Annotated in this window: 19 protein-coding genes; 16 read left to right on the top strand and 3 right to left on the bottom strand. The window is 66.3% G+C overall.

Annotated elements, in window-relative coordinates; translation table 11 throughout:
* The first annotated feature begins 70 nt into the window (after positions 1 to 70).
* From ACNSN4_RS05245 to ACNSN4_RS05195, 11 genes are all read left to right on the top strand, one after another.
* Entirely contained in the window at positions 71 to 2,326 is a 2,256-nt protein-coding gene (locus ACNSN4_RS05245; protein WP_418284727.1) for a PAS domain-containing protein, read from the top strand.
* A gap of 369 nt (positions 2,327 to 2,695) precedes the next feature.
* Positions 2,696 to 3,865: a bifunctional phosphopantothenoylcysteine decarboxylase/phosphopantothenate--cysteine ligase CoaBC gene (gene coaBC, locus ACNSN4_RS05240; protein WP_418284726.1), complete on the top strand. Its 1,170-nt coding sequence runs from the start codon at positions 2,696 to 2,698 to the stop codon at positions 3,863 to 3,865.
* Positions 3,866 to 4,062: 197 nt separating this feature from the next.
* Positions 4,063 to 5,355 (top strand): monovalent cation/H+ antiporter subunit E, encoded by a 1,293-nt coding sequence (locus ACNSN4_RS05235; RefSeq protein WP_418284725.1) that lies wholly within the window; start codon positions 4,063 to 4,065, stop codon positions 5,353 to 5,355.
* Complete coding sequence (locus ACNSN4_RS05230; RefSeq protein ID WP_418284724.1) at positions 5,352 to 5,657, top strand: cation:proton antiporter; 306 nt, start codon at positions 5,352 to 5,354, stop codon at positions 5,655 to 5,657. The genes ACNSN4_RS05235 and ACNSN4_RS05230 overlap by 4 nt, the downstream gene beginning before the upstream one ends.
* Complete coding sequence (gene mnhG / locus ACNSN4_RS05225) at positions 5,657 to 5,983, top strand: monovalent cation/H(+) antiporter subunit G (protein ID WP_418284983.1); 327 nt, start codon at positions 5,657 to 5,659, stop codon at positions 5,981 to 5,983. Before ACNSN4_RS05230 ends, mnhG begins: the two co-directional genes overlap by 1 nt.
* Complete coding sequence (locus ACNSN4_RS05220) at positions 5,980 to 6,564, top strand: DUF4040 domain-containing protein (protein WP_418284723.1); 585 nt, start codon at positions 5,980 to 5,982, stop codon at positions 6,562 to 6,564. The genes mnhG and ACNSN4_RS05220 overlap by 4 nt, the downstream gene beginning before the upstream one ends.
* The gene (locus tag ACNSN4_RS05215) at positions 6,561 to 7,289 is read left to right on the top strand and encodes an MnhB domain-containing protein (protein WP_418284722.1); all 729 of its coding nucleotides are present in this window, start codon (positions 6,561 to 6,563) and stop codon (positions 7,287 to 7,289) included. Before ACNSN4_RS05220 ends, ACNSN4_RS05215 begins: the two co-directional genes overlap by 4 nt.
* A complete protein-coding gene (locus ACNSN4_RS05210; RefSeq protein ID WP_418284721.1) occupies positions 7,286 to 7,882 on the top strand; it encodes a cation:proton antiporter subunit C in 597 nt (198 codons plus the stop codon). The genes ACNSN4_RS05215 and ACNSN4_RS05210 overlap by 4 nt, the downstream gene beginning before the upstream one ends.
* Positions 7,875 to 9,512 carry a monovalent cation/H+ antiporter subunit D family protein gene (locus ACNSN4_RS05205; RefSeq protein ID WP_418284720.1) on the top strand — a complete coding sequence of 546 codons (1,638 nt, stop codon included), beginning with the start codon at positions 7,875 to 7,877 and terminating at the stop codon, positions 9,510 to 9,512. Before ACNSN4_RS05210 ends, ACNSN4_RS05205 begins: the two co-directional genes overlap by 8 nt.
* Complete coding sequence (locus tag ACNSN4_RS05200) at positions 9,509 to 11,689, top strand: cation:proton antiporter (RefSeq protein WP_418284719.1); 2,181 nt, start codon at positions 9,509 to 9,511, stop codon at positions 11,687 to 11,689. The genes ACNSN4_RS05205 and ACNSN4_RS05200 overlap by 4 nt, the downstream gene beginning before the upstream one ends.
* On the top strand, positions 11,686 to 13,476 hold the full coding sequence (locus ACNSN4_RS05195; RefSeq protein ID WP_418284718.1) for a Na(+)/H(+) antiporter subunit D: 1,791 nt from the start codon (positions 11,686 to 11,688) through the stop codon (positions 13,474 to 13,476). Before ACNSN4_RS05200 ends, ACNSN4_RS05195 begins: the two co-directional genes overlap by 4 nt.
* 110 nt (positions 13,477 to 13,586) lie before the next feature.
* On the opposite strand, the gene ACNSN4_RS05190 is transcribed toward ACNSN4_RS05195, so the two are convergent.
* Together ACNSN4_RS05190 and ACNSN4_RS05185 are read right to left on the bottom strand one after the other, a co-directional pair.
* Entirely contained in the window at positions 13,587 to 13,940 is a 354-nt protein-coding gene (locus ACNSN4_RS05190) for a helix-turn-helix transcriptional regulator (RefSeq protein ID WP_418284717.1), read from the bottom strand.
* Between the two features lie 86 nt (positions 13,941 to 14,026).
* A complete protein-coding gene (locus tag ACNSN4_RS05185; protein ID WP_418284716.1) occupies positions 14,027 to 14,800 on the bottom strand; it encodes an NRDE family protein in 774 nt (257 codons plus the stop codon).
* A gap of 106 nt (positions 14,801 to 14,906) precedes the next feature.
* Between ACNSN4_RS05185 and ACNSN4_RS05180 the strand changes: the two genes are divergently transcribed.
* The 4 genes from ACNSN4_RS05180 (at position 14,907) to ACNSN4_RS05165 (ending at position 17,786) form a co-directional block, all read left to right on the top strand.
* Positions 14,907 to 15,977: a glucose 1-dehydrogenase gene (locus ACNSN4_RS05180; RefSeq protein WP_418284715.1), complete on the top strand. Its 1,071-nt coding sequence runs from the start codon at positions 14,907 to 14,909 to the stop codon at positions 15,975 to 15,977.
* The gene (gene gfcR, locus ACNSN4_RS05175; protein ID WP_418284714.1) at positions 15,964 to 16,599 is read left to right on the top strand and encodes a transcriptional regulator GfcR; all 636 of its coding nucleotides are present in this window, start codon (positions 15,964 to 15,966) and stop codon (positions 16,597 to 16,599) included. Before ACNSN4_RS05180 ends, gfcR begins: the two co-directional genes overlap by 14 nt.
* Before the next feature lie 97 nt (positions 16,600 to 16,696).
* Complete coding sequence (locus tag ACNSN4_RS05170; RefSeq protein WP_418284713.1) at positions 16,697 to 17,041, top strand: glutaredoxin family protein; 345 nt, start codon at positions 16,697 to 16,699, stop codon at positions 17,039 to 17,041.
* Positions 17,042 to 17,216: 175 nt separating this feature from the next.
* Positions 17,217 to 17,786 (top strand): DUF7110 family protein, encoded by a 570-nt coding sequence (locus ACNSN4_RS05165; protein WP_418284712.1) that lies wholly within the window; start codon positions 17,217 to 17,219, stop codon positions 17,784 to 17,786.
* 29 nt (positions 17,787 to 17,815) lie between these two features.
* Here the strand turns inward: ACNSN4_RS05165 and ACNSN4_RS05160 are convergent, their stop codons facing one another.
* On the bottom strand, positions 17,816 to 19,057 hold the full coding sequence (locus ACNSN4_RS05160) for a trans-sulfuration enzyme family protein (protein WP_418284711.1): 1,242 nt from the start codon (positions 19,055 to 19,057) through the stop codon (positions 17,816 to 17,818).
* A 181-nt stretch (positions 19,058 to 19,238) separates the two neighbouring features.
* Here ACNSN4_RS05160 and ACNSN4_RS05155 point away from each other — a divergent pair, with 181 nt between their 5' ends.
* Complete coding sequence (locus ACNSN4_RS05155; protein ID WP_418284710.1) at positions 19,239 to 19,955, top strand: diphthine--ammonia ligase; 717 nt, start codon at positions 19,239 to 19,241, stop codon at positions 19,953 to 19,955.
* Positions 19,956 to 19,985: the final 30 nt, after the last annotated feature.

The raw sequence follows: 19,985 nt of genomic DNA, 5'->3' as shown, positions 1-19,985 counted from the left end.
ACGGTACAGACAGGGGATTTCAGCAACGCTTTTAAGAAAGAATTTTACTCGAGGTGACACACACTCCGATATGCATATTCTCTGTGTCGATGACGACACGGATTTCTTGGATCTTACAACCACATTCTTGCGGCGCAAACTCCCAGACGCTACGATTCATACCGCCACACGCGTCCGGGACGCACAGGCCCTCCTCGAGACGGAACCGATCGTATGTGTCGTGAGCGATTACGAGATTCCGGATCGGAACGGGCTCGAGTTCTTGCATACGGTTCGTGAATCGCACGGGGAACTGCCGTTTATTCTGTTTACTGGGAAAGGCTCAGAAGAGATCGCCAGCGAAGCGATCTCCGCCGGAGTAACCGATTACCTGCAGAAACGAGGCCCCGAGCAGTACGACCGACTCGCCGCACGCATCCGTCACGCAGTCACCGAGCACCAAACGGAACGCGACCTGCGAGAGCGAGTGAAAGAGCTCACTGCGATACAAACTATCAGCAATCTACTTACCGACAGCGACGGGCGGTCGGCAGAAACGCTCCGGCAAGTCGTTACCACCCTTCCACAGTCGCTGCAGTTCCCCGAGGACGCGGTTGCTTCGCTCTCCGTTGATGACACTGAGTTCACCTCCCCGGAGTACGAACCGCCAGTGCATCGACTCGCCGTCCAAGACGTGACCACCGCCGGCAACGAACTCGTACTCACGATCGGCTACACGACTGACTCCGTGACCGAGACGGACAGCGGTGCGTTTCTCCCCGAGGAACAGGAGTCACTGACCACGATTCTCCAGCTTGTCACGGCGTACCTCGACCGGCAGCACGTCCTCTCGGATCTGCGAGAGGCAGACCGTCGCCTCAGTCTCATCCTCGAAAACACGACCGCACTGATGTATCTGAAAGATACTACCGGCCGGTACGTGTTTGTGAATGCTGAGTACGAGCGACTGTTCGACGTAGACACGGAGGACCTCGTCGGACGGTACGATGCGGACATCCACCCGCCGGAAGCGGCTGAGGCCGTCCGAGCCAACGATCGCCGCGTCCTTGAGACGGGCGAACCGATCGAAGTCGAAGAGCAGATCAGGGTGAACGGTGACGACCGCACGTATCTCTCGTTGAAAGTGCCCGCGCTGGATACCGCTGGCGACGTAGAGGGTGTGTTCGGCGTGTCCACAGAGATCACCGAGCACAAAAAACGAGAGCGACAACTCGAGGCGCTCAACCGAGAGATATCACGGTTGTTATCTGCGGAGACCCCCGAGGAAGTCGCCGAACACGGGGTCGTCGCCGCTCGTGAGATCTTGGACTTACAGGCGAACGCGATTCATCTGTACGACGCGGAGAACGAAGAACTGGCCCCCGTTGCGTACACTGATGCTGTTCGAGAGCTCATCGGCGAGCCTCCGACGTTTCGCGACGGAGAGAGTATTGCCTGGCGCGTATTCGAGGATGGAGTCGCGACAGCGATCGACGACGTCCGGGCCGACGCAGATATCTATAATCCGGAGTCACCGATCCGCAGCGAATTACACCTCCCGCTGGGTGCGTACGGCATTTTGATGGCCGGGTCATCAACCCCGTCAAATTTCGACACCCAAGACGTGACCATCGGCGAGCTGCTTACAACGCACCTTACCACCGCACTCTCAAAAGTCACCACCGAACAGGCGTTACGCGAGCGAGAAGCGGAATTAGAAGACAAAAACGAGCGGCTCGAACAGTTCGCCAGCACGGTTTCACACGACCTCCGCAATCCGTTAGCAATTGCGGCGGGGAATCTCGAACGATATCGGGAAACCGGCGATGAAGTACACCTCGGGAAAATCGACACCGCTCTCACCCGCATTCAGGAACTCATCACCGACCTCACCGCACTCGCACGTCACGGTATTCCCGAGGAAAACCACGAAACAGTGTCAGTACCTGAGGTAGCCCGCGGCGCGTGGGAGTTGATCGATACGCGATCCGCGACCCTGTCGACGGAACCGTGCACAGTAACCGGAGAGGCGAGCCAACTCACGGCCCTCTTCGAGAACCTCTTCCGGAATGCGGTCGGACACGGCGGCCCCGACGTAACGGTTCGCGTCGGCCCGCTTGAACACGGATTCTACGTCGAAGACACCGGTGACGGTGTTCCTCCCGACGAGCGTGAGACCGTGTTTGACCACGGCTACACGACCGGCTACGGCGGAAGTGGAGTCGGACTCACGATCGTCTCACGCATCGCCCAGGCTCACGACTGGGACATTACCCTCACGGACAGCATAGATGGCGGCGCACGGTTCGAGTTCACCGACACCTCTTCATCCGAACCAGTGGTATGACGTACGCTAACGTCAGTCCACGTCCGTTCGTCAAACGGCTGTTCTCTGCCGAGTCGCTCTCTGTATCTCGCACGCCAATTGTCAGGCGTCTCAGTCTTGCGGGGCCTTACGCGTCAACACGACCGAGCTCGCAGCCGCTCGCCCGACGCCCGCTGCGACCGATCCGACGAGTTTTCGCTTGAGGAACGGATCGCGCGTCGCGCCGAGGACCGTGAGATCGAGGATCGCCGCTTCGTCCTTGACATCCTCCCCGCGCTAAAGCGCGAGGCTTTCTCCTCGATTCTCCGTAATCGACATCTCTCCGTGGCTTCGACCGTGAACGTTCTGCTTGCGAATTTATAAGCCACCGGGGCAGGAACCGTCTCGATAATGCTACAGGGGGTCAACGTCGCGCTCGGCGTGTCGGGGAGCATCGCGGCGGTGAAGGTCGTCGAACTCGCCCACGAACTGCGCCGCCACGGCGCGAGCGTCCGCGCCGTCATGTCCTCGGCGGCGACGAACATCGTCCACCCGTGGGCCGTCGACTTCGCGACCGACGAGCCCGTCGTCACGGAGATCACCGGCGCGGTCGAACACGTCGAGCTGTGTGGCCGCGAGGGGTGGGCCGACGTCCTCCTGCTCGCGCCCGCGACCGCGAACACCGCCGGGAAGATCGCCGCCGCGATCGATGACACCCCCGTCACGACCTGTGCGACGACCGCGCTCGGCGCCGACATGCCGGTCGTGATGGCCCCCGCGATGCACGAGCCGATGTACGACCACCCCGGGGTGCTCGACGCGCTCGACACGCTGGAGGCGTGGGGCGTGACGTTCGCGGACCCACGGATCGAGGAGGGGAAGGCGAAAATCGCGTCCGAGGACGACGTCGTCACTGAACTCGCCCGAGCGACGACGCCGCAGACGCTAAGCGGGGCGCACGTCGTCGTCACCGCGGGCGCGACGAAAGAGCGAATCGACCCGATCCGGATCCTGACGAACCGCGCGTCGGGCAAGACCGGCCGAGCCGTCGCCCGCGCGCTCTACGTCCGCGGTGCCCGCGTCACGCTCGTCCAAGACGGTCCGGAGGTTCCGTATGCAGACGTCGTCCCGGTCGAGACCGCCGACGAGATGATCGACGCGTGTCGCCGGACCGCGCCCACGGCCGACGCGCTGATCTCGGCGGCGGCCATCTCCGATTTCACCGCCGACGCGGTCGACGAGAAGATCCGGTCCGGGTCGCCGCTGTCCGTCGACCTGCGCCCGACGCCGAAGCTGATCGACTCCGTGCGCGAGGCGTACCCGGACCTGCCGATCGTCGGGTTCAAAGCCGAGACGTCGGGGGACGACGACGCCATGATCGCGGAAGCCGAACGCATCCGCGATCGGGTCGGACTCGCGTTCGTCGTCGCCAACGACGCGAGCGTGATGGGCGCGGACGAGACCCGCGTACTCCTCGTCGGCGACGACGGGACGGAGCCGACGGAGGCGGCCGGATCGAAGGACGTCGTCGCTGGTCGGATCGCTGACCGACTCGCGTCCGTACTCGGTCGGGCCGCGTGAACACCAACCGTCGCCGCCGAGAACTGATCGGCCGTCAGGAGATCGCTGACGAGACGAGTGGTTCGCGGAACTGCTCCCCCCGATAGCCGCCGTCCCGTCGGGGATACAAACTGTTTTGAGGCGGTAGGGAAACATCCCGATAGAGATCACAATGTCCACAGAGACGGCCAAACCCGCCCCCGCTGGAGGTGTGGTCGGTGGCTGACGGCGACGGCGACGCTGACGGCGGCGACGCCGACCGTCCCGGTGCTGCAGGTGCCGCCGGGCCCGCCGGATCCGAACCCGAGACCGGCCGCCCCGGAGCGCTTCTCGTTCCCGTCGAGGAGACGTCGACCCTACGGGCGACGGTCGCGCACGCCGTCGAGGTCGCCGCTGACGGCGAATTCTCGGCGGTACACTTCGTGGAAATCGCCTCGTGGCGAGACGACGACCCGGGTACCGACGAGCGTATCGCCGCGGCGGAGCACACCCTCGAACGCGTCGCCGCGTGGGCCGACGCCGACCTCGCAGACGCCGATGTCGACGCCGCCGCCGTGCCTTTCTCCACCACGATCCTCGGCGGCGACGAGTACCTGTTCGGTCCGGACGACTACGTCCGTGTACTGATCGCGTACGCCGAGTCAGTCGGCGCCGACGCGGTCCTGTTGGACCCGGAGTACACGCCGGTCGGCAACACGACGCTGCTCCAGCCGCTGGAGTTCGCGCTCTCGAACACGTCGCTCGCCGTCGAGACGGCGCCGGTGACCCGACCGACCCGGCGCGAGCGGCTCCGAACCGAGGCGACGGGCATCCGGTTCGCCGCCATGTTCGGCCTCTCGCTCGCGTTCTACCTCGTCCTCGGCGATCCGACTTACTGGTTCGATTGGGCGACCGGAATCGCGACTGCGACGGTCGTCTCGATCACCCTCTCGCGTATCAGCATCGACTCCGATCCGACGATTCCGCGGACGCCCATGCGCCTGCTCCGCGGTGCCGCATACATCCCCGTGCTCCTCTTCGAGATCCTCAAGGCGAACTTGGTGGTCGCGCGGGTGATACTGGATCCGCGACTCCCGATCGACCCGACCATGAACCGGGTCCGTGTGCTCGTCGGGAGCGGCATTCCGTTGATGACGCTCGCGAACTCGATTACGCTGACGCCGGGGACGCTGACGGTCCGCGCCCGTGACAGCGACCTCTACGTCCACTCGCTGCTCCCGTGGGCCCGGGACGGGCTCTTCGACGGCTCCCTCGAGCGATGGACGCGGTTCATTTACTACGGGCGGGACGCGGCCCGTCTTCCCACTCCGCGAGAGCGCGAGGACGTGGCGATCCTTCAGGGACCCGACGCGACCGAGGAGCTGCCCATCGCGCAGGCGGACGGGGGAACCGTCAGCGGGACCGCTGCCGGGGAAGACGTTACAGCGGCCAACGAGATGACCGCTGAATCCGGGAGTGCGACGGATAGCAGCAGAGACGCCGACCGAATCGGCAGGGAGGGTAACGAATGAGTCTCGTCGATACCGCCGTTGTCGCTGGCTACACGCTGGGCGACTTCCTGCTCCTCGCGGCCGCCGGATTCGTCGTGCTCGCGATCGGTATGTTATACCGTGCGGTGAAGGGACCGACGATGCAGGACCGGGTGCTCGCGGTGAACGTACTCGGGACGAACACCGTCGTCATCCTCGCGATCTTGGGCGCCGCGCTCGGCGAGCCGACGTTCCTCGACATCGCGCTCATCTACGCGCTGTTGAACTTCCTGATGGCGATCGCCATCTCGAAGTTCACGGTCGAGCGAGGTGGTGTGCTGTGATCGAGGCGCTCGAACCAGTCAGGCTGGCGCTGATCGTGATCTTCGTCCTGCTCGGGCTGTTCTTCACGTTCGTCTCGATGACCGGTGTGATCCGGCTGCCGGACATCTACGCGCGGGCGCACACCGCCTCGCAGGCGGACACGCTCGGAGCCGGGTTCGCGCTCGCGGCCGTGGCGCTCGTGATCGGCTGGGAGGGAGCCGGTTTCAAGTCCCTAATCCTCCTGTTTTTCATCTTCGTGACGAATCCGACGGCGGCGCACGGTATCGCCCGCGCCGCCTTCGAGGAGGGAATCGTGCCGTGGACGGAGGGTGACGAGCGCCGATGACGGGACTCGACACAATCCCGCTCGCGACCGCGGCGGGTCCGGAAGTGACCGCTATCGAGGCGAGCCTGCTCGTCTTCGTCGTGATCACGGCGGTAGTGACCGCGCTCGCTCGCGACGTGCTCGCGGCCGTCATCGTCTTCGGGGCGTACAGTCTCGGGATGGCCGCGCTGTACACGTTCTACCGCGCGCCTGACGTCGCGATGACGGAGGCCGCGATCTCCGCGGGCGTGACGACGATCCTCCTTCTCCTGACGCTCGCGAAGACGACCCGGATGGAGCACAAAATCGCCTTCGAGTCGGTGAACCTGCCCGCCGCCGGGGCGGCCGGGTTCCTGTTCGTCGGCCTTCTCATGACGATGGGCGACGTACCCGCGGTCGGCGCGCCGGACGCGCCGGTGTGGTCGAACCCGGACGTCACCCAGTGGTACCTCGCAGAGACGTACGCTCAGACGGGCGTCGAGAACACGGTGATGGCCGTGTTGGCGGCGTTCCGCGGGTTCGACACCTTCGGCGAGGCCGTCGTCGTTTTCGGCGCTGGCATCGCCGCACTCATCGTCCTCCATCGGGAGGTGTTCGCATGAGCGACGTCGACGAGGAGGCGACGGACGTCGATGCGGGGGCGACGGACGTCGATGAGGCTTCGATCGACGCCGACGAGAGAGAGACCGATATCGACGACTCTCCGGCTGGCACCGGCCCGGACGAAACCGACCCGGGCGATGTCGATTCGGAGACGGCACCGCCTCAACGCTCGAACAGACTGGACTCAGAGCTGCGCCAGGGGACGCCGTACACGGAGAGTCAGGTAATCATGCCGACCGTGAAGGTGGTCGCGCCGTTCGCGTTCACGTACGGGTTGTTCGTCACCTTCCACGGCGGCGGCTCACCAGGGGGTGGATTCCAAGGCGGAGCGATCATGGCCGCGGTCGTGTTCATGATCGCGTTCGCGTTCGGGATCGAGGCGACTCGACAGTGGCTCGCGAACACGGTGGTCGTCGTCCTCGCGGTCGGCGGGACGCTCGTGTTCGCCAGCATCGGCCTGTTCGGAGTCGCCCGCGGCGGCGCGTTCCTCCAGTACGACCTCGTCCCGCTACCGATAGACGGGATCTACCGGGTAACGTACGGGATGGAGGCGGTGGAGATACTCGGTATCGCCGCCATCGTGAGCGGCGTGCTCATGGGGCTGTTCTTCCTGCTCGCGGGAGGATTCGCCGCCGAAGACGACGGAACCGAGGGTGACGGGAGCGAAGCCGACGAGGCCGCCGTCACCGAGAGTGAAGCCGCGACCGACGGAGGTGCACGATGAGCGTCGCATCCGTCGCCGACACCGTAGCGAGCGTGTCAGCCGGACAGCCAGCCAGCCTCGTGGCGGCCCTCTCACCCGCGCTCGACGTGCTCGCGACGCGTCACGCGTACGTGGCGTTCGCGCTGCTACTGTGTATCGGACTCTATATGATGATTGCCAACTCGAACCTCGTGAAGAAGATCATCGGACTCAACCTGTTCCAGACCGCGATTTTCCTGCTGTTCGTCGCGTCCGCGTACGTTCGCGGCGGCGCGATCCCGATCGTTCCGTCAGGCGCCGGAGAGACCGGCACGTTCGTGAGCCCGCTGCCGCACGTGATCGTGCTCACCGCCATCGTCGTCGGCGTGAGTCTCACCGCGGTCGGGCTCGCGCTCTGTATCCGGATCTACGACGAGTACGGAACGCTCCGGACCGACACCCTCCGCGAGCTGATGCGCGAGGACGGGTCCCTGCCGGGAGCGCCCGCGGTCAACGGGGGTCGCGCACCGGGCGACGCGAGCGCCGACGGAGGTCGCGCACCGGGCGACGCGAGCGCCGACGGAGGTCGCGCACCGGGCGACGCGAGCGCCGACGGAGGTGAGACCGATGACTGACGTCCTGCTCCCGCTCGCGGTCGTCGTTCCCATCGTCGCCGCGACGCTTCCGCTCGCACTCGGACTCCGATACGACGACGTCGGGTGGCCGATCGCGGCCGCGACGACGGTCGGACTCGTCGGTATCGCGGCCGCGATCGCGGTCGAGACGTACGCTGTCGGGCGGTTCACACACGAACTCGGCGGCTACCAGCCGCCGGTCGGGATCGAGCTCGTCGCCGACGGGCTGTCGGCGGCCGTGCTCGCGCTGATCGCGGTCGTCTCGCTGGCGACGCTCGCGTTCTCGCGAGTGGCAGGCCCTCGGGGGAACGCCTTTTATAGCGGGTACCTGCTGCTCACCGGCGGACTCGCCGGAATCGTCCTCACGGGCGACCTGTTCAATCTGTTCGTCTTCCTCGAAATCGTCGGGCTGACGACCTACGCGCTCATCGCGGCCAACCGCTCCGGTGCGAGCGCGTACGCCTCGCTCAAGTACCTGATGCTGGGGACGGTCGGCGCGTCGCTGTACCTCGTCGGCGTCGGGTACGTGTTCCTCGCGACGGGAACGCTGAACATGATCGACCTGCAGACGCAGATCGTCGCGCAGGCCGCCTACACCGACCCGCTCGTCCAAGCGAGCTACGCCTTTATCGTCGCCGGCTTCGCGCTGAAGATCGCGCTGTTCCCCGTTCACACCTGGCAGCCGGACGCCTACCAGCGCGCCCCCGACGCGGTGACCGCGCTGATCGCGGCGCTCGTGTCGACGGCCGCGGCCTACGCGCTCATCCGAGTGACGTACACGGTGTTCACCGTCGACTTTCTCGCGGTCAACGAGGCGATCACGACGGGACTGCTCGTCGTCGCGGGCGTCTCGATCCTCGCCGGGTCGGCACTTGCGGCGATGCAGTCCGACCTCAAGCGGATGTTCGCGTACTCCTCGGTGGCGCAGTTCGGCATGATCGCGGCCGCGGTCGCGCTCGCGAACGAGACCGCGCTGCTCGGCGGGATGGTCCACCTCGTCGGACACGGCCTGCTCAAGTTCGGCCTGTTCCTCGGCGTGGGGATGCTCGGGCTCGGCTACGGCGCTCGGCGGATCGAGGACCTCGCGAGTATCGCCCGCGAGGCGCCGTACACGTCGGGCGCAATCGCCGTCCTCGGGCTCGCGCTCGTCGGTATTCCGCCGTCGGTCGGCTTCCTCGGCAAGTGGTACATCGGCCTCGGTGCCGTCGAGTCGAGCATGGCGGACGGCGGGTGGGCCGGTATCGGTATCGCCGCCGTGATCTTCGTCAGCACGCTGTTCACGCTGGCGTACGTCGCACGGCTGATCGAACGGTTCTACTTCGCCGGCGTCGGGCTCCCCGGCGGTGAAGGCGACGCGGGCGGTCACGGTGCCGCGGCCGATCACGACGTGGCGGCCGACGGCGGCCGCGAAGGGGACAGCGACCGTAAGACGGACGCCGACTCGGCCGGCGATGACGGCCGCGTCACGCCCGTCGAAGGCGCCCCGACGGCGCCGGGAGTCCCCGACCGAGTCCCCGGCGCGTCGCTGGCCGTCCTCCTCCTCACGACGCTCGTCGTCGTCGCCCTCGGCTTCGCCGGGTTCGGTTTCGCTGAGTGGTTCGACCCCTATCTCACGGAGGTGTTCGCATGACTGACGCACCCATCACGGACCTACGTCCGCTACTGGCGGTTCTCGTCTCGTTCGTCGCGACGTTCCTGATCGTCGCGTCGTATCGCTCACCCAACGTCCGCGAGGGGTGGACGCTCGCGGCCGCGGTCGCGAAGTTCGGCATCGTCGCCTCCATGCTCCCGGCGGTCCTCGACGGTTCGGTGTTCGAGTGGTCGCTCGGTGCCTTCCTCCCCGGGATCGAGTTCGTGTTACGCGCCGACGCGCTGGGAATGCTGTTCGCGTTCCTCGCCAGCGGGCTGTGGATCGTCACGTCGTTCTACAGCATCGGCTACATGCGCGGGAACGACGAGATCAACCAGACGCGGTACTTCGCCGCGTTCGCCGTGTCGCTGTCGGCGACGATGGGGATCGCCTTCGCGGGGAACCTCCTCACGATCTTCGTCTTCTACGAACTGCTCTCGATCGCGACGTACCCGCTCGTCGCCCACGACGAGACCGAACGGGCGCGGTCTGCGGGCCGGAAGTACCTCGCGTACACGATGTTCGGCGGCGGCGTGCTCGTCCTCGCCGGGACGGCGCTCGTCTACGTCCTCACGGGCACCGTGGACTTCACCGCGGGCGGGATTCAGGAGCTCGCGAACGCCGACCCCGGCCTCGCGATGCTCGCCTTCTTCCTCCTCGCGATCGGCTTCGGGGTGAAAGCCGGTATCATGCCGCTCCACCAGTGGCTCCCTGAGGCGATGGTCGCGCCCACGCCCGTCTCCGGGCTGTTGCACGCGGTCGCAGTCGTCAAGTCCGGCGCGTTCGGCGTCTCGCGCGTCGTCCTCGACGTGTTCGGGCCCGAGCTCGTCTTCTCGCTGTCGCTGCCGTTCGGCTTCACCGCCGGGCTCGTCCTCTCGACGATCGGTGCCGTGACGCTGACGGCGGCCTCTCTGATCGCGCTCCGGAAGGACCACCTCAAACAGCGGCTCGCCTACTCGACGGTGAGTCAGCTGAGCTACATCATTCTCGGGCTGGGGCTGTTCGGTTGGCACGGTCTCATCGGTGCGTTGTTGCACATCCCGGCGCACGCGTTCATGAAGCTCACCCTGTTCTTCTGTGCGGGGTGTATCCACGTCGAGACCCACACCGACTACATCTCCGAGATGGCCGGTATCGGTAAGCGGATGCCGGTGGTGATGGGCGCGTTCACCGTCGCGGCGCTGGGAATGGCCGGAATACCGCTGTTAGCCGGATTCGTCAGCAAGTACTACATGCTGATCGGGGGGATCCAGATGGGCGCCGAGTTGACGCCCGTCGCGTACTACCTCGTGGGAGCGCTGTTGCTCTCCGGCGTGCTCAACGTCGCGTACTTCTGGCCGGTGATCTACACCGCCTTCTTCGAGTCCGAGGACGACCACGACGCGAAACCGCTCGTCGACTTTCAGATGGGCGGCGAGCGGCGGTCGACGGTGGCGGCGACCGATGGGGGCCGCGCATCCGACGACGCGGCGACCGATGGGGGCCGCGCATCTGACGATACTAACGACGACGGCGGAGACGACGACGGCGGAGACGACGACGAGAACGGGGACACCGCCGAGGTCGACGAATTCGTCGAGAGCGCGGAGGGCGGAACCGAGGGCGCTCCCGAACCCGCCGACGCTCCGGACGACGCCGGAGTCGACGCGGATTCCGAGGTTCCGGACGCCGAACTCGACGACCTCCCGACCGACGAGGAGGGCGTCGTCAGACCCGACTTCACCACGAGCGATCGCGACTTCTCGCAACCCGCCGAGCGCGTCGACACGGGCGAGTACGCCGTCGACCAGAAGCCGTCCGACGCGGACGTTCCGTTCGGTGTCGGACGAGACGACGCTGACGGCGATGGAGCAGCCGATCACGGCGCTGACGCGCACGACAGTCACGGACAGGATGAGGAGCACGACACGCACGGCGACCACGGGGAACAGCACGGTGACCGCGAGGGTCACGACGACCACGGCCACCACGGCGGTCCGCCCGCCGGCGGCTGGAAACACATCGCCGGGCTCGAGGCCCTGCGCGGCCGCGAGTCGACGTGGTTCATGCTCGGGCCGATACTCACGGCCATGACGCTCGCGGTCATGCTCGGCGTCGTCCCCTACGAGATGGGGTTCTTGGAGCTGATCGAACTGATCGTTGACACGCGGCTCCCTGAGGGGGTGGCGCGTCCATGAACCCGGTCCTCACTGCGATTCCGCCGTTCGTCGTGCTGGCGTTCGCGGCGCTCGCCGTGCTCGCGCTTCCGCGTCGATCGGGACACGCCGTGGCCGCGCTCGCGACCGCGTTCACGTTCGTGCAGGCGGTGTTGCTCGGCGACGGCGGCACCGGAACGCACCTCGCGACGCAGCTGTTCGGCTTCGACGTCGTCTTCTTCAACGTCGACCAGTTCTCCCTGCTGATGGGCGTCGTCGTCGGCTTCCTCGCGACGGCCGCGGTGCTGTACGCGTACGGCACCGACGCGCCGACGTGGGTGACGGCGTTCGCGCTGATCTACGTCTCCTCGACGGTCGGGACGATCTACGCCGGCGACTGGCTCACGCTGATCTTCTTCTGGGAGCTGATGGCCGTCACCAGCACCCTGCTGGTGTGGCAGTACGGCGGCGCGGCGGTGCGTGCGGGCTACCGCTACGCGATCTTCCACGGGATCGGGGGGACGCTCCTCCTCGGCGCGGTGGCCGTCCACGGCGCGTCGATGCTCGGCAGCGTGCCGGGCGACGAGATATTCCTCTTCTCCGCGACGACCGGGATCCACGCGTCCGCGGCGGTGCTCGCGGCGATCGGCATCGGGATCAACTGCGGGTTCATCTTCCTGCACACGTGGCTGCCGGACACCTACCCGCGCCCGCACGTGGCGGCGTCGGTGTTCCTCTCGGTGTTCACGACGAAGACGGCCGTGTACGTGATGTACCGGGCGTTCCCCGACGGCGGAATGTGGTTAGCGTATCTCGGCGGATTCATGGCCGTCTACGGCGCCTTCTTCGCGCTGTTGCAGTACGATCCGCGGCGGTTGCTGTCGTACCACATTCAGGCGCAGGTCGGGTACATGCTGGCCGGAATCGGCCTCGCTGGCTACATCGGTGAGTTCGCCGTCACCGGCGGATTCGCGCACCTGTTCAACAACGTGTTGTACAAGAGCCTGTTGTTCATGGCCGTCGGCGTCGTGATCTACCGTACCGGCGTCGAGAACATCAAAGACATGGGCGGGCTCTGGCGGGTGATGCCGATCACCTTCCTCGTGTACGTCGTCGGAGCGGCCTCGATTACGGCCGTCCCGGGGTTCAACGGGTTCATCTCGAAGGGGATGGTGATCGACTCGGCCCACGAGGTGCAACACTACGAATTACTGTTGGGTGAGGGCCTCCTCTGGTGGCTGCTCATCCTCGGCGGCGTGGGGACGTTCATGTCGTTCATCAAGCTCGGCTACTACATGTTCTTCCACGGGTCTGCGACGCTGCAACCGAAGGACGCCACCCCGTTCCAGACGGTCGGGATGGCGATGGCCGGTGGAGCCTGCGTCTTCTTCGGCGTCTTCTACGGACAGCTGATCGAGCTGATGCCGTTCACCGACGTCATCCGCAGCGACGCCGTCTACTTCAACCCCTTCAGTACCGGTCACCTGACGGAGAGCGCCGCGCTGGCGACGGCCGGATTCGTCGGCTTCTTCGCGCTGAAGCGACCGCTCGGCTGGCTCGCACACCACATGCCGGACGTGGATCGCGTGACGCACCCGGCGGTGTTCTACCTCGGTCGCGCGTCGGTCTGGGGCGTCACGGAGCTGTGGGCGGCCGTCGACCGGCTCGTCATGGAGGTCGCCGGCGTGACGATGTGGACGGCGACGCACCCGCGAGAGGCGCTCCGACGGGCGGGCGTCGACGCCGAAATTCGGACCGGAATCGGTCGAAGCGTGCTGTTCCTCACCGTCGCGGCCGGTGCGGTGCTGTTCGTGTTGCTGCTCGGGTGAGGGCGCTGACGACGTTTCGTCGCGAGCGTCGAACCGCAGGTGACGGGAGGATAGTCGCGTCGGTCGGGAAGTGTCGCGTCGGTCAGGTCGGTCGGAGGTCGTCGCGCCGGTCAGTACTCTTCGTACGCGAGATTCATCATCCACTGCGAGAAGGCGTCCGCCTGCGGATCGACTTCCTCCTCGCCGATGAACGGGGACAGCATGTCGCCGGCCATCAGCAGCGAGAAGTCGAGATCGCGCGGCGCCGGTTCGAGATAGTAGGTGTTGTGGCCGTCGTACACCGTGTCGGTTCGCTGGATGAGTCCGGATGCTTCCAACGCTTCCGCGATACGGCTCCCCTTCCGCGAAGAGACGTCGAGCTCCTTCCAGAAGTCGCTCTGGTGGATACCACCGGTCTCGCGGATCAGTTCGAGGCCGCCGTGCTCGTCTTCCGACAGGTCGGCCTCGAGTTCGGACACGCTCATATCCTTATGGGCGCTCGGGAGTCGCTTAAAACTGGCTTTCCGCGCCGTCGACGGCCGGGAGCCTCCCGGATCGAGTCCGGCCTCGATCAGTTCACACCGAACCCGGGCGGTAACGACACCGGCTCGGCGGGCGTCTCGCAGGGGGGGCCGTCGGCGTACGCGAACGCCGACTCCCCCGGCTCCGCTCCGACGCGGATACGCGTGAACGAGCGCGTTCCGAACGCGTCGCCGTGGAGGCAGGCGCCGTACTCGTGGTCGGCGAGGAGCGCACTCGCGCGGTCGAGCCATCCTCCGCCCGATTCGTCCGGTTCGGGGACGAGCGCGCCGGCGATCCGTCTCGCGCTGTCCGCGCGGTCGGCGCCGAACTCCCGGCGCCGGTCCGGGATCACGAATCGTGCTATCCCGTTCACCACGCCGCCGACGTTTCCGACGACGTGAACGCCGGGATCGAGACGGGTAATCGCGAGCTCACCGTCGTATTCGAGCAGGAACGCCGCAACCGAATCGGCGAGCACGAGATTGAACCCGTCGTACGACCGGTCACGAAGCTCGCGTTCGACCGCCCTGACCGCGGCCTCGGCGGAGTCCGCCTCCAAGCAGTCGCGGACGAGAAGCCCGCGGGACCGGTCGCCCTCCCGATCCGCGTCGAGCCAGCGGTTCGTGACGGCGACGACGACGCCCGACGCGGAGAGCCCGATCCACGTCCCGCCGGCTTCGGCGTCGCGAGGGGCGACGTACGACGAGTTCTCGCCTCTCAGGCCCGGCGGCTCGGCCGGCCGGTCGAGCGCCTCGTCTCGGGTCGCGGCGAGCGCGACGGGAGCGTCACCGAACGTCCGCCACGCGAGCGTGAGCGTGCACACGCGTACACCATCGCGTGAAGACGGTGAAAGTCTCCCGGTAGAACGGGAGTTAGTGTTTACTCAGAATAAAAGAAATCTTTTGGTCACGCGCGCCGAGGATCCACGTATGAAAGCGATAGCTGTGTACGACGGGGCGGGCGAGCCGGTCGTGACGGAGAAGCCGCGGCCGGAGCCCGCGGCCGGGGAGGCGCTCGTCCGGACGCTTCGCGTCGGGGTCGACGGGACGGATCACGAGGTCATCGCCGGCGAACACGGCGGCTCGCCGGCGGGAGAAGACCACCTCGTGTTGGGTCACGAGGCGGTCGGCGTGGTCGAGGACCCGAACGACACCCCGTTCGAGACCGGCGACGTCGTCGTGCCGACGGTTCGACGACCGCCCAACGGCGCGAACGAGTACTTCGCGCGCGGCGAACCGGACATGGCGCCGGAGGGCGAGTATCACGAGCGCGGCATCGTCGGTGCCCACGGGTTTATGGCGGAGTACTTCACCAGCCCCGCGGAGTTCCTCGTGAAAATCCCGCCCGCGCTCGCCGAGTCGGGGTTCCTCGTCGAACCGATCTCGATCGCTGAAAAGGCGATCGAACACGCGTACGCCAGCCGCTCGGCGTTCCACTGGGGACCGGAGTCGGCACTGGTGCTCGGAAACGGCTCGCTCGGCCTGTTAACCGTCGCCGCCCTCGACGAGGCGTTCGAGCGGATCTACTGTCTCGGACGACGCGAGCGGCCCGATCCGACCATCGATATCATCGAGTCGCTCGGCGCGACGTACGTGAACTCGAACGAGACGCCGGTCCCGCAAATTCCCGAGACGCACGAGCCGATGGACTTCGTTTTCGAGGCGACCGGCTACGCCCCGCACGCGTTCGAGACGATCGAGGCACTCGCCCCGAACGGGGTCGGCGCGCTACTCGGCGTCCCCGGCGACTGGGAGTTCGAGATCGACGGCGGACGGCTCCACCGCGAGTTCGTGCTCCACAACAAGGCGCTCGTCGGGAGCGTGAACTCCGGGTACGAACACTTCGAGGCGGCCGTAGAGTCGCTTTCCGGGTTCTCCGAGGGATTCCTCGGCGAGCTCGTCACCGGCGTGTACGGGCTCGACGAGTTCGAGGCCGCGTTCGCGGATGACGACACGACTATTAAAACGGCGGTCGAATTCGGCGCATATGAAGAACGTTGACGACCTGATAGACAGCGCAGCCGAGCTCGCGGAACACGGTCTCTCGAAGGGAGAGATCGCCGACGAGCTGAACGTCTCCCGCGAGACGGCGAGCTGGCTCGTCGAGCGAGGCGGTGGCAGCGACGCCGAGACGGCGGCCACGACGACCGGATCGACGGCCGACATCCACGTCGACTGGTCGGCGCTGGGCCGTGACTCGACCCGCCTCGGCTACGCGGCGAGCGCGATGGCGGATCTCTTGGCGAAGGAGGGTGAGGAAGTCGACCTGACGGTCGGGATCGAGAAGGCCGGGGCGCCGCTCGCGACCGCGGTTGCGGGCCAGCTCGACACCGATCTCGGAACGTACGCGCCCGCGAAACACCAGTGGGACGAGGGCGATATCGACGAGCAGGGCGGCGGCTTCTCGCGCAACTTCGCCGCCATCCGCGACCGCGACTGCTACGTCGTCGACGACATTATCACGTCGGGGACGACCATGCGCGAGTCGATCGACGCGATCCGCGATCAGGGCGGCGAGCCCGTCGCCTGCGTCGTGCTCGTCGACAAGCGGGGCTACGACGAGATCGACGACGTCCCGGTGTACTCGCTCGTCGACGTCGTTCGCGTCGACCGCGACGAGTAACGCCGGCGCCGGGACGGCGCGTCCGGTCCCGGCCGATGCCCGATGAGACGAACCGCCGTGCGGAACCCATTTGCCTCGGCGGCGCGTATCCGGTCCCATGACGTTCCAACCCGAAAGCGACGCGGAGCCGGACGAGATCGCGACCCGAGTACAGGAGACTCTCGCGGACAACGACGTCGTCCTCTTCATGAAGGGAAACCGACTGATGCCGCAGTGCGGGTACTCTCAGCGCGCCGTCGAACTCATCAGCCAGTACGTCGAGGAGTTCGAGACGGTCGACGTGCTTCCGGCGCTCCCGCACTACCGCGAGGCGCTCGAAGCGGAGAGCGGCTGGGAGACGATCCCGCAGACGTTCGTCGACGGTGAGTTCATCGGCGGGAGCGACGTGCTCGCTGAGCTCGACGAACGCGGGGAGCTGGCGGCCGAACTCGACGCGGAGTAGTCGGGACCGAGCGATCGAAATCAATCGCGTGGCCGGGAGTCGATCTCGAACCCAAAAGTGATCCACGTGAGTCGAAGGGCAGGCCATATAAACCTACGGTGCCTAACTCAGATGAGTGCAGCCGTTGCCGCTGCCGCCGTGCCGCTCGGTTCGACCCCACCTCACCCAACCAACAATGACAGGCCGCGTGTTCAGACTTCATTCGACGCTCGAATTGCCACTCGAAGACGTGGAGACGTACTTCGAAGAAGACCCCGACCTCCCGCCGGAGATCGACGATATCGACATCACGCGTCGAAACAACACCCTCATTATCAAGGCCCTGTCCGACGACGAGTCAATTAGCAAGTACACCCCGACCGCCCAGCTGAAGGCGTCCGTCACGGAGACTCGCGTCTGGGAGGAGGAGCCCCCCCGAGCGGGCGGTCCGCAGTGGATGGACGACGAAGAGGAAGAGATTCCGTCCGAGCTCGTCGAGTTCGCCTGTTTCAAAGGGGACCGCGAGACCGTTCTCCAGAACACGGCGCTCCAGTACCCCATGTTCCTGGTGCTCCGCGAGCTGGCGTTGCTCTCTGAGAAGGGCACGCTGACCGCGATCACCGAGGAGGACGACGAGCTGGAGGCGACCCGCATCGTCGAGGGCGAAGCCCGCCCCGCGAGCATCGAGGTCGTCGAGAGCCCGCAGGGAGCGGGCGAGGGCGAGGGCGGCGTCAACTGGCGCGACAACGAGTTCATCTCGGACTGAAACCGACGCCGTCGCAGCGGCGACCGAGATCAGTGGTCGGTCGATGCCAGCGTCGAACGGCGGTTCATCACATCGAAACCGCGTTCGAGGTCCGCGATCAGGTCGTCTATCCCTTCGATACCGACCGAGACGCGGATGAGCGTGTCCGAGATTCCGAGCGCTTCACGTTCGGCCGACGGAAGCGGTTCGTGAGTCATCGCCGCCGGCAACTCGATCAGGCTTTCGACGCCGCCGACGGAGACAGCGAGCGTGAACTCAGTTAACGCCTCGATAAACCGTTTCGCGTCGTCGATTTCGCCGTCGAGTTCGAACGAGAGTATCCCGCCGAAGCCGGACATCTGCTCGCGAGCGAGTTCGTGGTCCGGGTGGTCCGGCAGGCCGGGATAGTACACGTCGGTCACCTCCGGCCGTTCGTCGAGGAACTCGGCGACGGTCATCGCGTTCGCCTCGTGTCGATCCATGCGGGCGGCGAGCGTCTTCATCCCCCGGAGCACGAGATAACTGTCGAACGGGCCGCTCACGGCGCCCACGCCGACCTGCTGCAGGAAACGGATCTCCTCGGCCAGCGCGTCGTCGTCGGTCACGACCGCCCCGGCGATGGCGTCGGAGTGGCCGTTGAGGTACTTCGTCGTGCTGTGCACGACGACATCGGCACCCAGTTCGAGCGGCCGCTGAAAGTACGGGCTCGCGAACGTGTTGTCCACGCCGAACACCGCCTCGCGCTCCGCGACGAGGTCGGCGATGCCGGCGATATCACACAGCGCGAGTTTCGGATTCGTCGGCGACTCCATCCAGACGGCGGCGGTCTCCTCGCGGAGCGCGGCCGCTACGTTCGCCGTGTCCGTCGCATCGACGTACGTGACGTCGACACCGAGACGCGACTGAAACACGTCGTCGAGCATTCGACGCGTGCCGGCGTACAGGTCCTCGAAGGCCACAACGTGGTCGCCGGGAGTCACGCTCGCGAGCAGCGTCGTGAAGATCGCCGCGGTGCCCGACGCGAACGCGGCGCCGTGAGCGCCCCCCTCGAGCGCGGCGATTCGGGTCTCCAACGCGTGACGGGTCGGGTTCGACAGACGCCCGTAGACGAACTCTCCGGCGCTCGGGTCCACGTCTTCGAGTCGCATCTCGGTGTCGAGGCCGGGAAGCGCGAACGTCGACGAGAGGTGAACGGGCGAGACCACGTCGCCCGCTCCGCTCCCGTTCGCAAACGGTTCCTCGCCTTCGGTGACGGTGAGCGTGTCGAGCGTTGGCTCCGATTGGTCCTCCATACGCGAACGTCAACGCACAGTCGCTAATATATTATCATTTTTCAGTAATGATGCCGGTTCGGCGGATAACTCACAGGGATATCTCCGCTCGCTCGACGAATCGCCGCGCGCGGTTCGCGTCGGTCGACGCCTGTCAACTCGGACCGTCGACGCTTTAGGCGCCGCGCACTTCCCTCAGCGCATGACTGGCGACTGGGTGAGTCTCTTTTCCGGCGGCAAAGACTCCTCGTGGGCGCTGTTCCGAGCGCTGGAGGAGGGACTCGACGTCTCTCGGCTCCTGACCGTCCATCCGGCGGGCGACTCCTACATGTACCACACGCCGGCGACTGAGCTGGCCGAGCTGGCGGCCGAGAGCGTCGGAATCGACCTCGTCGAGGTGTCTCCCGACGACTTCGGGGCCGACGACGTCGACGACGCCGGCGCGCAGGGAGACGCGGAGCTCGAGCCGATGGAGGCGGCGCTCCGGGAGATCACAGTCGTCGACGACGTCGATCTCGCGGGCGTCACCGCCGGGGCGGTCGAAAGCGAGTTCCAGACCAGTCGCATTCAGGCGATGTGCGACCGGCTGGGGATCGACCTGTTCGCGCCGCTCTGGCAGCGGGACCCTATCGAGCTGGCAGAGATGATGTTCGAGGCCGGCTTCGAGATCCGGATCGTACAGGTCGCCGCCTACGGGCTCGACGAGTCGTGGCTCGGACGGCGGTACGACGCGGACGCCTTAGCCGACCTGCTCGACCTACGGGAGGAGTACGGCGTCCACCCGCTCGGCGAGGGCGGGGAGTTCGAGACGTACGTCGTCGACGGCCCGCACATGGACCGGCGGATCGGCGTCGAGTACGACACCGTCTGGGAAGGAGATCGCGGTCACGTGACGGTCCGCGACGCCTGGCTGGAGTGAGTCGACGGTCACACGCCGAAGAGGCGACGC

The organism is Halorubrum marinum (genome assembly GCF_048381195.1).
In the GTDB taxonomy this organism is placed as follows: domain Archaea; phylum Halobacteriota; class Halobacteria; order Halobacteriales; family Haloferacaceae; genus Halorubrum.
Note: the sequence above shows the minus strand (reverse complement) of the source record. Positions and strands in the feature narration are given on the sequence as shown.